Here is a 15955-nt window from a genome sequence, read left to right as displayed (position 1 = left end):
TGATTTATCTAAAAAAGATTTTATTTATTTTCTTGACATTTTACCGAATGACTTTCTTTAGGAGTTTTACTGTTTCTCTTTCAATAATGACTTCTTTTAAATTCTTGAATCTCTCTTCATATTTTTGTTCTACTACAGAAGTGTCATTTTTTAATATTGCAGCTACTAAATAATCAACCGCATAATGATAAGATAATGTTTCATCATTAGAACCCAAAGTACTTAAAGCTGGCGTCACTATTTTTGACTGTAATAAATTTGTTCCACCAATAATAGAGACATCATCTGGAACTTTAATGCCATGAGCATTTAAACACAACAGACCACCAATTGCTATATCATCATTAGCATAAACAATTGAATCTATATCACCTTGACGAATATATTCTATCATTGTTTTTGTAACCTCATAACCGGCTTCATAAGTACTTGCTTCTGCATAAAACATTTTATTTTCATCAATACAAATATGGGCATTATCTAATGATTGTAAATAATTTTCTAATCTTCTAATTGAGCCTAATGTATCTAAAGCACCTAATACCAATGCAATTTTATGAAATCCATGTGAAATAAAATATTCTGTAATTGTACATGTTTTATTAAATTTTGGTAAAGATGTGACATAGTCTCCCTTGATTTCTCTTCCCATGACAACGATTGGAAAGTCAGGTGAAGCGTATTGAAGTATAAAATCATCATCAATATTCATTGTATAAATAATGGCACCAGCAGCACGATGCTCAGAAATATATTTTTTAGCTGTATGATCATGTTTTAAATATGTTGTTGTAATGAGCAAATCAAAATTATGATAAGCAACTCTTCTTTGAATAAAATCAATCACCTTAGAAAAGAATGGTCTAGATGCGTCTTCAACAACAAGCAAAATAAGCTGAGAATGTCCTTGTTGTAAATCAACAGCAAGTCCATTCTTCACATATCCTAACTCTTTTGCAGCATTAAGAACGAGAGTTCTTGTTTCTTCTTTAATTTTAGAATTTCCATTTAAAGCCATGGAAACAGTTGATACTCCTAAATTTAATTTTTTTGCGATATCTTTAATTGTTACCATATAATCACCTAATTTCTCTAGTAATAGTCATTATATCATAACTCTTTTTATTTATCCTCTTTTTTATTCATCTATACTTGCATTTTCTTCTTTTAAAAGTTGTTTATCATACATTTTGACAAATGGGAAGAGAATCACAACGTCTACAGCAAACATAATCAACCACATGAATATTGTTTTCACGTCTCCTGTTGATAAAAATAGATTTAAAATGCCTGGACAAGTAAATGGTAAACTTATATAAATACTTCCCACAATGCCTGAATCCATTAATAAATAGGCAGCGGTACACATAATGACATTACATATCATAATAGGTAATGCTAAGAGAACGTTCATAACAATTGGTACACCAAATGTTAATGGTTCATTAATGTTAAATAAATCTGGAACCAACGCAAGTTTACGTAATGACTTTAACTGTGCTGATTTTGCGACTAAAAAGAACACTAACATCATAGCTGGATAAGACATCCAGTTCCCAAATATCGTCATAAATGCACCTGCCAAAGGTGTTGGAGATCCTTGACCAGTCATAATAAATTGCGCATTAATGGCTAAATTAGCAGTTGTAATAGGTGTGAGAACTGATCCAACCAAATTGTTTCCATGAATCCCCATAAACCAAAATAAACTCAATAATATACTAATCATAATGACTGATGGTAATGAGCCAGATGCTGATAAAAGTGGTTGAATAATTGCATAAATTAATTTACAAAGATTTGAATCCATCACATTCAAACTGATAATATTTAAAACTAAGAAAAGTAATGTAGAGATTGTAAATGGAATTAATGCCTCAAAAGGTGCAGAAACATTAGGTGGTACTTGCTCTGGTAATTTGATTTTAAAATTTTTCACTTTACAAAATCTATAGATCTCACAAACAACAAATGCAACAATTATTGCATAGAACATACCTACACCACCTAAGTTACCACAAGAAATAATAGTTCCTAGTGTTTTATCAGTGAAGGGTGCAGCAGAAGTTAAAAAGAAAATAAATAGTGAACAAAATCCAGCTGCTAATTTATCAATTGCATAATCTTTTGCTAATTCATAAGCGACTCCAAAAGCAACATAAACAGCAATAAAGTTAATTGTCAAATTAAATACTGGCAATAAGACACCACCATTCGCTGTTGCCCAAGCTTTCCATGACAATAAGAAAGAATAAAAGAAATTCGTTGGTTCCAATGTTGATGGTACAGGTGGTTGTGCTAATAAACAAAAGATACCACCAACAATCATAAACGGAATTGTAAACATCATTGCATTTTTAACAGCAGTTAGATGTTTATTATTATTCAATGCGTTTGAAATGGGTAATAATAAGTTTGTCAATTTTTCAGTTAATGCTTCCATATAAATTCCTCCCTAATTATTTTGAAACGTTTCACAATTATAATATACACACTCTGTAATCGTTTGTCAATTTATTTTGAAACGTTTCAACATATTTTTAAAAAAATAACATCTTTTGATGTTATTTCCTTATCGTTTGAATAGCAATACACCCAGGTCCACCTTGAGTAATAAATGCTGGAGATAAATCGTATATTTCAATAGCAACATTTTCAAAGACAGCTCGGATTTGTTCCATTGCTGATTTCGCTTGTTCAAGCACTCCTGCATGTGAAATATAAATTTTATAATTTTCGTTAATTCCATTATCCTGAAAGTATTTAATAATTTCTTTAATAGCACTTTTGAATGTTTTTTTCATGGCAAATTTTTCAAGTCTTTTTGCATCCTTAGTTTTTGTCATAATAGGAGTAATACGTAACATACCACCAACAGTTGCAGCCAATGGAGTTAATCTACCACCTCTTTTTAAGAAACCAAAATCTTGTGGAATTAAAAATGAAACTTCACCTGCAATACTTTTATAGAGTTCTTTCTTGATATCTTCTAATGAAAGTCCTTCATCCCTTAAACGGACAGCTTTTTCTACTAAATATCTTTGCGGTCCACATAAAGTCATAGAATTCATGACATGTATATGCTCTGGATGATCCATACTTTCTTTAACTCCCAATGTACTCTGATAAGTTCCAGATAACCCATCTGCCATATTAATGACAAGAAGTTCTTCATCTGGATACTTTTCAAACACTTCCATTGTCACTCCTATTGCAGGTTGTGATGATGTAGGAACATGTCCTTGTTTCACTATTTCAATAAATTCTGAACTTTGAATGTCCACATATTCTTGATAGTTTTTATGATCTACCATAACATTTAGGGGTAATACATCAATACCAATCTTTTTTCCTTCTTCAGGTGAGTATAATGAACCTGTATCTGTAATAATTTTCATAATCTATCTCCTCATATTCTTCCTCTTATGTATACGTTACCAAATCTGTCGGATAATGTCAATATTAATATAGTTTTGATTACTACATAGAGTAGAGGTAATCCCTTTTAATGATATGTAATTATTAACGTGACTTTAAATAAAAACTTATTATACTTTCACCAATAAATAAGTATACTAGGATATATGATAAGTGAAGAATCTTATGAGATTGTCAAATATACATTTGTATGAACATAAAAATTATGATTAATATATATATAATATCATATTATTATTTATATTGTTTTTGTTGTGTGTTATTATTTAGATAAGAGAGGTGAATGTTATGTTAACATTTATAAGAAAGGTTTACCATAACAGAAAGAAAGAATATCATTTACTACTTATCATTCTTATATTTCTTTCTGCATTTGAGTTTAGTTTTCTGGCAATGTATGATGCTTTTACACATTTTGAGTTTCCGATTGAAACAAGAGCATCACTCAATGCTATACCCGCTTTACCTGCATTCATTGCCTTTATTTTGAGTGCTTTTGTCACAAAATATTTCATTATCAATAAAAAACAAGAATTTTCTATTCTCTTATTATCAGGAAGGTCACCTAAAGATTTATTTACTTACCTTATGATTCAATTTGGAGGTCTCACTGCTATAGCCTTTCTTATTGGAATTGCTTTAGGAAATGGTATTATGTATATCATTAATTATACATTATCAGGAACATCATCAGTTCAGATGAACTACCAGGTACCGACAGTTATTCTTTATAACTTCTGTTTTGTTATTTTCACACTTCTTGTTATTCTTGCAATAAGTGCACATCAATTTGTACGTTTAGACACTGATCTTGCAAAATATGTTTCTCATAAATCTGTTTTAGCTAAACCACCATATAAACCTCAAATGAGTGCAATTCATAAAAAGAAGACACCTATTTTTTCAATCATTATTTCCTGTTTTATTGTCTTTTTAACAGTGCAATCGTTATTTCAATTAATGAATTCTGATTTATCATTTCAAAATCTCTTAATGTCATTTGTTTATGCATTAGCTGGCATTATTTTAATAGTTAATACAACGATTCCACTTATATATGATTTAATGCATAATTCAATACTATTAAAACACCCTATTTTGATGAATGGTCTATCACATTTCAGTGAATTTTCAAGAGTTATGGCAACATTAATGAATTTAAATGTCTGTATTATTCCTATTATTATCTTCTTATTATTTTTCTCATCATATAACCCTGTAGTTGCAGCCATTGTTTTTCCATGTTTTTTGATGACAATTATCATGATTGGTTTATGTTTTCTACTCCGATTCACTATATATGATCATGAACAAAGAATGCCATTAGCCACTTATTATGCTATTGGTTATAGTCCCCAAAAATTAAAATTAATTTTAATCATTAAGAATTTGCTTTTTCTGATATTAGTTATAATTATTCCATTTCTTTTTTTAGGTGAACTCTTATATAAGTCATATTTAGAAAATTTATTAAGTATTTCAACAATTATAGGCATTGCTGTTTCTTATTTCTGTATTTATATGGCTATTATGATATATATTTTTATAAAAGAAAGAATAACTTTAAAGGAGGTTACGAATAATGTCAAATATCTTAATAGAGGCCAATAATATTACAAAGGTTTATGACCCAGATATATTTTTGAAACGTGGTAAAAATATTTATGCATTAGATAATGTAAATTTTGTTTTAGATGAAGGTGATTTTATTTGTATTATGGGACCTTCTGGTTCTGGAAAAAGCACACTTCTTAATTGTTTATCTACACTTGATAAAATATCAAGTGGAAGTATCAGAATCATGAACAAGGATATTTCAACACTTAATAAAAATGAATTATGTCAATTTAGATATGAGTATTTAGGTTTTGTATTTCAGGATCATAATCTCATTTCCTATCTTTCAGTTTTTGACAATATTGCATCACCTGCAATGTTGGCTAAAGAAAATCCAAAAACACTTCAAAATAGAGTTGTTGAAATTGCTCGAGACTTAGAAATAGAAGATTTACTTGATAAATTCCCTAATGAATGTTCAGGTGGAGAATGTCAAAGAATTGCTATTGCCCGTGCATTAATTAATCAACCTAAAATTCTTGTTTGTGATGAACCAACTGGTAATCTAGACTCCAAGAACTCGCATAAAGTTCTCAAAATTTTATCTCATTTAAATCAAACTGGGACAACGATTCTTCTTGTTACTCATGATGCAATGATCGCAAGCTATGCAAAGACAATGATGTATCTTTATGATGGTGGTATTCAAACAGTCATTCATAAACATCAAGATACTCAGATTGAATTCTTTAAAAATATTAATAGTATTACTACACAAGATAGCTTATTAAAAGAATTTTCTCAAGATGTTTTGCCAGAAAATGATTTACAAGAAACTTATGAAGAAGATGCAATTCCAGCAATAGCTATTCAGGATACAAAAAAAGAATTTGTTTCTCGTCAAAGTTTTTATATTATTATAGATGGTCAACCTTATGATAAAGATCGTGAAAGACATAATACACCTCTTCATATCAATGGAACAATTGTGAGATATCGCAATCAAAAAAATGATGATATCCAATTTGATTTATCTTCAGTACAAGAAATCAGTCTTAATTTAAAAGCACGCTTTGTCAACTTTGGATTATTTAGTCAATATACATTTTCAGTATTGGTTGATCTTAAAACTGCTGAAGGTACGTATTTATGGAAAGCCAAAAATCAGGATGATTTCATAAACATTATTCAATATTTTCATCAATTACAGATTCCTATTGATGATCCTAGAAAAATCGAAGAAGCTTACAAGAAATATCCAAAAGAATATGAACGTACTAAATACTTTCAAAGAACTCATAAAGATTTAATAAAGTATGGTGAAGCAGAAAGTATTAATGGTGTATCTGCAACTAAATTTAAATAATACCTTTAGAAAAAGACATATTCAATGATATGTCTTTTCATATACTAGAGATAAAAATTATCATTAAATGATTTAATCATGTCATTTACTTAATAGCAAGGTTTCTCATAATAATTCAAGCCATGTTACTTAAACAATACTATCAACAATATCTTCAAAATTTATAGATTTTTTAGAAACTGCTTCATCACTAAATATCCCTACAGTATCCATAATATTTTATTCTGCTTTTATTTTCTTCATGACTCTACTGTAACAGATAGCTATAACAACTCCTTTAGCAATACTTGATATAGAAATAGACCACCAAATTCCATTAAGTGCTAAGAAGGTTGTTGATAAAATCATAACAAGAGGTATTCTTGCCACTGTGAGTACAATGGATACTGAGGAAGGGATAAAGGTTTTTCCAAGCCCATTTAACGCTCCTGCTAAAGTACTTTCTATACACATAAACAATTGTGAAAAAGCGAGTATTTGTAAATAATCTATACCTAAAGGTATAACATCTTTTTCACTAATAAAAATTTGGAATATAAACTGTGGAAATATAAGTAACACAAGCGTTGTAAAAACACCCCATATCATGCAAGTCTTAAGGGCTGAAAAAGTTCCTTTTTTAACTCTTTCTATATTTTCTGCACCATAATTTTGTGCCACAAAGGCATTCAATGCATTTCCAAAGCCTTCTGCACTCATCCAAGATATAGATTCTATCTGCGATCCTACCTTTTGCACTGCAATTGCTACATCCCCATATCCTGCAATGAATCTAGCAATAACCATTGAAATGAAAGTAAAACACATACTTTGTATACCTGTTGGAAATCCTATTTTAATAATCTTCATAAATATAGAGGATGTATTTTTTTGCATGACTCTCATCTCATCAAATAGTATTTTATCTTTTTTAGCATAGTATAACATCAATATCAACACAATTGCCTGGGCAATAACTGTTGCTATAGCAGCTCCCATAACACCCATATGAAGTCCAAATATTAATAATGGATCTAAGACAATATTAATAACCAATCCAATAGCAGTCGCAACAAATGGATGATGACTATTTCCAATAGCAGTCATCAAACTTGTAAATATCTGATTAACAAAATTAATAACAACAAACCCACAAGTAATAATTAGATATATTTCTGCATCTTTAATAACATCAGGTGATGTCAAATGAAAAAATCCTATCATCTGACTATGAAATAATAATGTAATCATTCCATAAATAACTCCAAAAATGATTCCTAACTGAATAGTAGCAGAAGCATATTGAGCAGCATCTTTTTTATTCTGTGAGCCAATTGATTGACCAACACGAACTTGTCCACCCATCTTTGCAAGTGTACTGATACCATTAGATAACCACATATACATCCCAGCACTACCAACAGCAGCAACTGCATTAGCACCGATTCTTCCAATCCAAATCATATCTGTTAAATTGTAAGCCATTTGAATTAAGGATGTTCCCATAATTGGTAATGCTAATTTCATTAAGCTTGAAAATATTGGTCCCTCTAATAAATTAATCTTCTTCTCCATAATATCTCCCTGTAAACAAAAAGATAGATACCTCTATCTTTAGTCTTCTTCAATAACTCCCATAATTTCTAATATTCTATTTAAATCCTTTGTATCAGAATATTTAATTGTAATCGTATTATCATCTACTTTAATTTTTGTACGATATTTTTTTCTTAATAATCCTTCTACATAAACATATTCTTTAGGCTTCTCCTCTTTAGGCTTCGCTTTTCTTGCATCCTGAAGTTTGATACCTTTCACAATATCTTCAACTTCTCTAACAGACAATTCGTTATCAATTGCTTTTTGAGCAACTTCTAAAGCTTTCTTTTCATCTATTGTAATCAATGGTTTAATATGACCCATTGTTAATGTACCTTCTAAAACATAATCTTGTAACTTTTTAGGCATTTTTAAAAGTCTTACTGTGTTTGCAATATGAGCTCTTGATTTTCCAACACGTTTTGATAATTCTTCTTGTGTCAGCTTCAATTTCTTCATCATAGACTGATATGCTTGAGCTTCTTCAATTGCATTTAAGTCTTCTCTTTGAATATTTTCTAATAATGCAATCTCCATCATTTGCTGATCCGAAAAATCAACTATAATAGCTGGAACTTCCTCTAAACCAACAATAGATGCTGCTCTAAAACGTCTTTCTCCAGCAACAATTTCATAGCCCTGAACAGATTCTTTCAAAATAATTGGCTGGAAAATTCCATGTTCTTTGATTGAAACAGCTAACTCATTTAACTTTTCTTCATCAAAATGCTTTCTAGGCTGATATGGATTAGGTCTAATATCTTTTAACTTAACTTCTACCTGGGATAACTGTGGGGCTTTTTTCTCAATAGCACTAATGACTGATTGTAAATCTCCACCTTGTGATGCCTCTCCAAAAATAGCATCCAATCCTTTTCCTAACTTCTTTGTTTTTTTACTTGCTGGCATTACGTTTCACCACTTCCTTAGCTAATTTTGCATATGCTTTTGCACCTTCAGATGTATTATCATAATCAAAGATATTTAATCCTTCAGATGGTGCTTCTGATAATTTAATATTTCTAGGAATGACAACATCATAGACTTTTTCTCTAAAGTATTTTCTCACTTCCTGAGAAACTTCGATACCTAAATTTGTACGTGAATCTAACATTGTTAAAAGAACACCCTCAATAGTTAATTTCTCATTAAAAACTTTTTGTGTTAATAAAATAGTATTAAGTAATTGTGTTAATCCTTCCAATGCATAATATTCACATTGAACTGGTATCAATACTGCATCTGAGGCTGTCAAAGCATTTGTATTTAATAGTCCCAACGCAGGGGGACAATCAATAATTACAAAGTCATAGCGTTCTTTCACTGTTTCCAATGCATTTCTAATTCTTTGTTCTCTACCTGATTTTACTTGTGATAGTTCAATTTCAACACCTGCCAAATCTATATTAGCAGGAACTATATCTAAATTTTTTACATCTGTAGAAATAATAATGTCTTTTAATGGTGTACTTTGTGTAATTGCATCATACACTGTTAATGATAACGATGAACGATCTACACCTATTCCTTGTGTAGCATTTGCTTGAGGATCAATATCAACCAATAGCACTTTCTTTCCCATATACGCAAGCGCAGCACTTAAATTAACACTTGTTGTTGTTTTTCCAACGCCACCTTTTTGATTTGTGACTGCTATAACCTTTGACATTTATATTTCCTCCTCTAATAATTATGCGTAACTATTTTAACATAGCCTTTCTCTTTTTTATACCTATTTTTTCACCCATAAGAACTCTTGTTTCATCATGATGACTAGAATTTCTAATAATGTCTTCATCAACATCTATAATATCCTTTTTAAGTAGGACAACGATTGTTGAACCACCAAATTCAAAATAACCTTTTTCTTGCCCCTTTTGGAAACTTTGTAAATCGTGATTCACAATCTTACCAACCATCATTGCTCCCACTTCCATATAAATAACATCATTAAAATGATCTGTATGCAATACAGAATATGAGCGTGAATTACGTTTATATATTGGATAATAATCATTTGCAATTGGATTAACTGTATGGAAAATCCCTTGAATATAACAATCCTTTTCTTTTGTTCCTGAATCAACAAAACAGTATCGATGATAATCATCAACTGTTAATCTAAAGATTAAACAGATGCCTCCATGATATTGTTTCGCTAATTCTACATTTTGTAATAAGTCTTCTAAACTATAGAGAGAATCTTTTATTTTTAATTGAATATTTTCAGTAATTGGATAGTATGTAAGTTTTGAATCAGCAGGTGCTATAAAAATATTTTCTTCTAATCGAATTTGTCTTTGACCTTCAATAATATGTCTTGTAAAAAAATCATTATAACTGCTATATTCCTTTTGAACATATTGACTCATATCAATGTGATTGTTATGAATAAATGGCTGAATTTTACGTTTTGAAAAAGAACTATTCATATACATCCCACCAATATGGGTAATAAAAGGAAGGGTTAGCACTTTGAGCACACATCTTCCTAAAAAATGACTATATAATAATTTTAAGAGATTATTCTGGCCCTGATCAACAATGACCTCTTGACCATTTCTATCATAAATTTTCATTATACAAACATCAATCCTATAAAAATGAGAAATCCTACAAAAGCCATTCCTATAATACCTTTTAATCCTGGTTTAATCACCTTAAAATCAACAACAAAAGCAATAGCCACAAGTGCCATACACCATCCATATATGCTATATGTTAACAAAGGACTCAAAAATCCCTTTAACAAGTAAATTGCTGGAAAAATTAAAGAAGCACTTGTTACAGGTAGTCCTTGATAATATTTACGTTTTTCAGTTGTTTCTTTTTGTCTCATTTCCTCGACAACATTAAAATATCCAAGTCGACTCACTGCACAAATAGCATAGATACCAAATATAATTCCCCATAACCAGCCAGTAAGTCCCATTGTATAACCAATGATTGCTGGAAAGATACCAAAACTAAACATATCAACAAGTGAATCTATTTGTATACCAAACTTCTTTTCTGCTTCAGTTCTACCTTTTTTGGTACGAGCAACCATTCCATCGAATGAGTCAAAAGCTCCACATAATAACAAACATGTGAGAGCAGCAACAGTTTCTCCCTGAAATGCCAAATGTGTCCCAAATAAAGCACTGATTAGACTTAAATACGTTAATATAACCGTATAATTATAATAACCAATCATATTCTTCTCCCAATTTCTAGTTTAACGTCTGTATTATAGCATACTTCTACATTTTTTTATAGCCCTTTTATCAAATCACAAAAATTACCTTTTCTTTTGTTCTTGATTGTATCCAAAACTCAATATTTCATGATAAAATGGTAAATTATGACTTTATAGATTCAAAAAATTCTTATATTTAATAACATCTTGATTCTTTTCTTCTTCAATACATTTTCAAAGATTTTTTTCTATATAAGAAATATAATATCCAATTTATAACACTACAAATAAATAAAAACTAAAATATAATTCTAGCCAGTTGTTAATGCAATAATCTATTTATTCCTACAATATTATATATTTCACGACTATCCATTCGATATAAACTATCCAGTAATAAGAAAAATAATGGCAAAGTTATATATGCCATTATTTAAAAGACAATCAAATTTATTAGATGAATTCTACACATCTACATATCAATTTGAATTCCACTCGATATTCTTTTATTTACTTTCTCTTTCATCTTTGCTATAGAAATTTGAATACCTTCATAACCATTAAGACCATGTTTCTTTGCAAGTTCTTCTGTATAATCTTTTAATCTATAAACAGTAAAATTTTGTCTTGTTCCATAAGCATCTTTTAAGTTAGTAATTTCATAATGATTAACCAAAGGTGTTAAAACTACATTTTCAATAGAACAACGATTATCTTCTTTCTTTAAGTCAAAAGATATCATACCTTCCAATTGTGTTTCTTCTTCCATCATACCACTTACAAAGTTACCTAAACTATATGCAACTAATGTCTTATGACCATCTTTGCCTTCTACCCATTCTACTGGTTGTAAAGTATGTGAATGAGTTCCTAAGATAACATCCACTCCTAAATCAGCAAATAATTTTGCATATTTCTTTTGAAAAGCATCTGGTTCTGTATCGTATTCATTTCCCCAATGGCATGACACAACAACAAAATCACTAATTTCTTTTGCATTCTCTACATCTTTTTTAATAACGTCTTCATCAAAAAGATTCATACAATACGAATTTGGCATTTTGTGACCATTTGTTAATTGATTATACGATAACAGAGCAATCTTAATTCCATTTTGTTCAACAACAGTAATATCATCTCTTTTTTCTTGAGATTCATATAAACCTATGTATTTCATATTCTTATATTGCTGGAAAACTTTAATAGAATTTAATATAGCATCTCCACCCTTGTCTAATGAATGATTTGTTGCACCATTCACAATATCAAAACCAACATCCTGTAAATTCTTTGCCATAATATCAGGTGTATTAAAATTAGGATATCCTGAAGCTTTACCTCCACCTAAAATTGTTTCCTGATTCACAAATGCCAGATCACTCTTTTCAATGAATGGCTTGATATTTGTATAATAAGGGCTAAAATCATAACCATTATCAGTCTTGGCTTTATCTAACAATAACTGATGCATAAGATTATCTCCAACTGCTGTAAATGAGACTTTATTTTCTTTTGTTACAGGTGTGTCTTTTGTTGTATCTTTTGGGGCTGAACAGCCTACAATCAATAACATTGCTACTATTAATTTAATTATTTTCATATAAACTCCTTATCTGGTTGTGCTCCCAAATCCTCCATTACGCAACTCTGATACATCATCATCTTCAACAATACCATATTGCATAAAAATTCCTTGAGCGATACCTTGTCCTTTTTTGACATCTACAATTTTTCCTTCATTAGAATCATTTGTTATTTTAATGAAAATATGACCTTCATTATCAGAATAAAAATAATCACTATCAATAACTCCAACTGTATTATTAAGCTGTAAACGATATTTAAATCCTAATCCACTTCTTGGATAGATCATAAGAACCCATCTCTCATTCATTTCACAACGTATACCTGTTGGTATTTTTAATGTTTCTCCAGGTTTAAGATAAACATCAATAGGAGTATAAAAATCATACCCTGCTGATCCTTTCGTTGCTCTTTTGGGTAACTTCAATTCATTATAAATATTATGAATTATTTCTTTTGAAGCATTAGCATTATAATCTAAGAAACCTTCTTCAAATTGCTCATATGAGACTTTATAAAACTTTGCTGTATCCATAACTCCTCCTATTGTTTGTAATATTCCTCTAAAGTTAAATTCTGATCATGTAATTTTGTTGCTAAATCTATACCAACATAACGAATATGCCATGGTTCGTATCCATAATTTGTAATAGCAACCTTATCTTTCTTATATCTTAAGGTAAATCCATATTTATAAGCATCACTGATTATAAACTTACCAATTGCGCTATCAGCAACTTTTTCACTTAAACGATCTCCTTGAGTTGTGTATGAAACATCAATTGCTAAACCTAATTGATGCTCACTTCTTCCTGGATAAGCACTATATTGAGATGCATATTCCTCACCATAAACTTTCACTTGATTATTCCAATATAAGGTTTGAGTTGCGTTTGTACGATATCCAGATATAGAATAAATATCGATACCTTTTGCTTTTGCAGCATTATAAAATTTTGTATAAGCCTCATTTGCTTCTTTTCTTAATTTCTGATTAGCATTATCAATAACTGGTTCTAAATCATCTGGAGTCCATCCTTCTGGAATCTGATGTAATTTATTCACAAGAACTGTTACATCTTCTGGATTATCAACTGTATCTGCTTTTACACCTAACGGACTAAAGATTCCATTTTGAAAGTATTTTACAACATCTACCAATAATGTTTGTTTGCTTTCATTGCCACTTTCATCCTTAACAGTGTATTGAACTTCATATTGACCAGTCTTTGAAGTGTCAATTTCATTATATTGAACTGCTGAAATTAAATCTCCATCAACTTCATCAATTGCTTTTTGAATATAAGATTGATAATCAACTTGTGAATTCACTCCAACCTGTACTCTTGTTTTTGTTAATTCTAATGCTGGTGCTGTTTTATCTTCTTCTTTTACTATAGAACAACCAGTTAAACATAATGCACCAATCATTGTTAGTAAAGCTATCTTTTTCATTTTTCTATCTCCTTCTAGCGAACACCGCCACCGCCTCCACCTGAGAAGCCTCCTCCGCCTCCTCCAAATGAAGAACCACCACCAAATCCACCAGATCTGGCAGCCTCAGCCTGAGCATGTGCTGATGCTGAAGCACGCATACTATTATAAGCAAACATATGAACCATATGCATTGTATAAATCGTATCAAGATTTGATTGTTCATTGAATGTTGGACACATTTTTCCAAGTTGTTCTTGAACTTTGTCCGCAATACCTAATATAGATGCAAAGATTAAATATTCTTCCCATAATTTGACCTCTATCACTTCTTTTTCATCTATTAAACTCATCTCTTGCAAGAATTTCTTTAAACCTATAATATGCTCCATTTCCTCACGTACTGATGCATCAAAAACATCTGTATTATGAGAGATTTTCATACCCATAAATTGAGTATAGGTTGTTTCTAACTTTAATAAACCCTTTTCGCGATATTCACTTTCAATATTCGTTTCAATCTCTTCAAACCAATGATCAATCTCTTCATAATGAGATTGACACCACTGATCAAATTCTTTTGTTTCCAGTTTTCTATTAGATCCAGCTGCATTTCTAAAAAATCCCAATAGTTTCAATTCTAAAGGATGATCTAGAAGAATTTCTTTATCTAAATCAATTGAAAAACCTTCTTTTTTCAAGAATATCATATGTGTTTCTTCAGTCTTTTCAAATTCAATAAAGCCACTACGAATCCATTTTAACAATACAGCTGAAATCATTCCGCCTTTATCACTATCGCTAATCAGTCCAATTTTCTTGGCTAGGTAATAAAACTTAAAAATATCTTTTTGACAAGGAATATCTCTAAACATATTCACATTGTTGATATCAAGTGGTATTTGATCACTAAACGTAAATTTTTCTTTTTTACTTGATTTAGCCAAAAATGAAACAATGACAATAAAACCTATAATGCAAAAAATAACAAACCCAGGGATAAATATACTCAAATATCCATTATTTGAATTTCCATAACTGTCATAGGTAAATGAATTATAATATCCATTATTTTGACTATAATCATTATCATTATAGTCGCTGCCTTGTTTAGCATCAGCTAAAACATCCTGAAAATCTTCACCCTTATCATATGCCTTTGTAAAAGTTCCATTATCAATACGCATTAAGAGTTGCATTTTAGCACCTTCTGGAACACTTCCATCAGATTCCATAATGACTTTTCCATCTTCAAATGATACTTTTCCATTATAACCAAACGCCCATATAGAAGCATTATTCTCATTAAATTCATATGGTGAAGAAAGAGTAATTTTTGCTTGTCTTGGCTCTAATTCCATTTCAGAGAAAAATGCATAATTAATACCTTGATCATTCGTATATTGATTTACAAAATAAGAGACATCATATTCAAACGTATACGTTCTGTTGCCATATTCACCAACACCAAAACACAGTTCATAGCCATCCGCCTTTGTAACAAGTCCACACTTACCATTTTTCTCAGTACGACTGGCATTAACATCCCATTCACCAATATTGCGATAAACAAGACCATTTTCATCTTTGACCTGTAAATTTGAAATCTGTGATGCTCCCATATTATCAAAGACTTTATAAACTTCTGTTCCCTCATTAACATTCATATCCCATATTTCTTGTATATGTGCACTCCCATCCTCATTAATATAGGCATTGACAACCATATCATTTAAATCCACACTGCTAGCAGCAACTGGACTTATAGAAAAGAGGCAACTGAGAAAAAGAGAAAATATGATACATATTTTCTTTTTCAT

14 protein-coding genes are annotated in these 15955 nt (G+C 30.3%); 2 read left to right on the top strand and 12 right to left on the bottom strand.

Going from position 1 to position 15955, the window contains the following annotated elements:
- Nucleotides 1–40 precede the first annotated feature (40 nt).
- From AC5M21_RS08370 to AC5M21_RS08360, 3 genes are all read right to left on the bottom strand, one after another.
- Entirely contained in the window at nucleotides 41–1075 is a 1035-nt protein-coding gene (locus tag AC5M21_RS08370; protein WP_008789276.1) for a LacI family DNA-binding transcriptional regulator, read from the bottom strand.
- 63 nt (nucleotides 1076–1138) lie between these two features.
- Nucleotides 1139–2443 carry a PTS sugar transporter subunit IIC gene (locus tag AC5M21_RS08365; protein ID WP_008789275.1) on the bottom strand — a complete coding sequence of 435 codons (1305 nt, stop codon included), beginning with the start codon at nucleotides 2441–2443 and terminating at the stop codon, nucleotides 1139–1141.
- 121 nt (nucleotides 2444–2564) lie between these two features.
- A complete protein-coding gene (locus tag AC5M21_RS08360; RefSeq protein ID WP_008789274.1) occupies nucleotides 2565–3398 on the bottom strand; it encodes a DegV family protein in 834 nt (277 codons plus the stop codon).
- Nucleotides 3399–3726: 328 nt separating this feature from the next.
- Here AC5M21_RS08360 and AC5M21_RS08355 point away from each other — a divergent pair, with 328 nt between their 5' ends.
- Entirely contained in the window at nucleotides 3727–5049 is a 1323-nt protein-coding gene (locus AC5M21_RS08355) for an FtsX-like permease family protein (protein ID WP_008789273.1), read from the top strand.
- Nucleotides 5021–6361 carry an ABC transporter ATP-binding protein gene (locus AC5M21_RS08350; RefSeq protein ID WP_008789272.1) on the top strand — a complete coding sequence of 447 codons (1341 nt, stop codon included), beginning with the start codon at nucleotides 5021–5023 and terminating at the stop codon, nucleotides 6359–6361. Before AC5M21_RS08355 ends, AC5M21_RS08350 begins: the two co-directional genes overlap by 29 nt.
- A 219-nt stretch (nucleotides 6362–6580) precedes the next feature.
- Here the strand turns inward: AC5M21_RS08350 and AC5M21_RS08345 are convergent, their stop codons facing one another.
- The 9 genes from AC5M21_RS08345 to AC5M21_RS08305 form a co-directional block, all read right to left on the bottom strand.
- Nucleotides 6581–7915 (bottom strand): MATE family efflux transporter, encoded by a 1335-nt coding sequence (locus AC5M21_RS08345; protein ID WP_017144055.1) that lies wholly within the window; start codon nucleotides 7913–7915, stop codon nucleotides 6581–6583.
- A 39-nt stretch (nucleotides 7916–7954) separates the two neighbouring features.
- Nucleotides 7955–8848 carry a ParB/RepB/Spo0J family partition protein gene (locus tag AC5M21_RS08340; protein WP_008789270.1) on the bottom strand — a complete coding sequence of 298 codons (894 nt, stop codon included), beginning with the start codon at nucleotides 8846–8848 and terminating at the stop codon, nucleotides 7955–7957.
- Nucleotides 8835–9608: a ParA family protein gene (locus tag AC5M21_RS08335; RefSeq protein ID WP_008789269.1), complete on the bottom strand. Its 774-nt coding sequence runs from the start codon at nucleotides 9606–9608 to the stop codon at nucleotides 8835–8837. The genes AC5M21_RS08340 and AC5M21_RS08335 overlap by 14 nt, the downstream gene beginning before the upstream one ends.
- Nucleotides 9609–9639: 31 nt before the next feature.
- Nucleotides 9640–10518, bottom strand: coding sequence for a phosphatidylserine decarboxylase (locus AC5M21_RS08330; RefSeq protein ID WP_008789268.1), 879 nt, complete (start codon nucleotides 10516–10518; stop codon nucleotides 9640–9642).
- Nucleotides 10518–11135, bottom strand: coding sequence for a CDP-alcohol phosphatidyltransferase family protein (locus AC5M21_RS08325; RefSeq protein ID WP_008789267.1), 618 nt, complete (start codon nucleotides 11133–11135; stop codon nucleotides 10518–10520). Before AC5M21_RS08325 ends, AC5M21_RS08330 begins: the two co-directional genes overlap by 1 nt.
- A gap of 454 nt (nucleotides 11136–11589) precedes the next feature.
- Nucleotides 11590–12717: a CapA family protein gene (locus tag AC5M21_RS08320; protein ID WP_117599011.1), complete on the bottom strand. Its 1128-nt coding sequence runs from the start codon at nucleotides 12715–12717 to the stop codon at nucleotides 11590–11592.
- Between the two features lie 9 nt (nucleotides 12718–12726).
- Nucleotides 12727–13236 carry a dUTP diphosphatase gene (locus tag AC5M21_RS08315; RefSeq protein WP_008789265.1) on the bottom strand — a complete coding sequence of 170 codons (510 nt, stop codon included), beginning with the start codon at nucleotides 13234–13236 and terminating at the stop codon, nucleotides 12727–12729.
- Nucleotides 13237–13244: 8 nt separating this feature from the next.
- Nucleotides 13245–14156 (bottom strand): D-alanyl-D-alanine carboxypeptidase family protein, encoded by a 912-nt coding sequence (locus AC5M21_RS08310; protein WP_008789264.1) that lies wholly within the window; start codon nucleotides 14154–14156, stop codon nucleotides 13245–13247.
- Nucleotides 14157–14170: 14 nt separating this feature from the next.
- A complete protein-coding gene (locus AC5M21_RS08305) occupies nucleotides 14171–15955 on the bottom strand; it encodes a DUF2207 family protein (RefSeq protein ID WP_017144054.1) in 1785 nt (594 codons plus the stop codon).

The sequence above is a fragment of the Coprobacillus sp. genome (assembly GCF_984815275.1).
This window is presented reverse-complemented; position numbering and strand designations above follow the sequence as displayed.

Bases quoted from the DNA above. Each gene is read 5' to 3' on its own strand.
- AC5M21_RS08370 (WP_008789276.1), bottom strand. From the start codon at position 1,075: ATGGTAACAATTAAAGATATCGCAAAAAAATTAAATTTAGGAGTATCA.
- AC5M21_RS08365 (WP_008789275.1), bottom strand. From the start codon at position 2,443: ATGGAAGCATTAACTGAAAAATTGACAAACTTATTATTACCCATTTCA.
- AC5M21_RS08325 (WP_008789267.1), bottom strand. From the start codon at position 11,135: ATGATTGGTTATTATAATTATACGGTTATATTAACGTATTTAAGTCTA.
- AC5M21_RS08360 (WP_008789274.1), bottom strand. From the start codon at position 3,398: ATGAAAATTATTACAGATACAGGTTCATTATACTCACCTGAAGAAGGA.
- AC5M21_RS08355 (WP_008789273.1), top strand. From the start codon at position 3,727: ATGTTAACATTTATAAGAAAGGTTTACCATAACAGAAAGAAAGAATAT.
- AC5M21_RS08305 (WP_017144054.1), bottom strand. From the start codon at position 15,955: ATGAAAAAGAAAATATGTATCATATTTTCTCTTTTTCTCAGTTGCCTC.
- AC5M21_RS08330 (WP_008789268.1), bottom strand. From the start codon at position 10,518: ATGAAAATTTATGATAGAAATGGTCAAGAGGTCATTGTTGATCAGGGC.
- AC5M21_RS08315 (WP_008789265.1), bottom strand. From the start codon at position 13,236: ATGGATACAGCAAAGTTTTATAAAGTCTCATATGAGCAATTTGAAGAA.
- AC5M21_RS08345 (WP_017144055.1), bottom strand. From the start codon at position 7,915: ATGGAGAAGAAGATTAATTTATTAGAGGGACCAATATTTTCAAGCTTA.
- AC5M21_RS08310 (WP_008789264.1), bottom strand. From the start codon at position 14,156: ATGAAAAAGATAGCTTTACTAACAATGATTGGTGCATTATGTTTAACT.
- AC5M21_RS08350 (WP_008789272.1), top strand. From the start codon at position 5,021: ATGTCAAATATCTTAATAGAGGCCAATAATATTACAAAGGTTTATGAC.
- AC5M21_RS08335 (WP_008789269.1), bottom strand. From the start codon at position 9,608: ATGTCAAAGGTTATAGCAGTCACAAATCAAAAAGGTGGCGTTGGAAAA.
- AC5M21_RS08320 (WP_117599011.1), bottom strand. From the start codon at position 12,717: ATGAAAATAATTAAATTAATAGTAGCAATGTTATTGATTGTAGGCTGT.
- AC5M21_RS08340 (WP_008789270.1), bottom strand. From the start codon at position 8,848: ATGCCAGCAAGTAAAAAAACAAAGAAGTTAGGAAAAGGATTGGATGCT.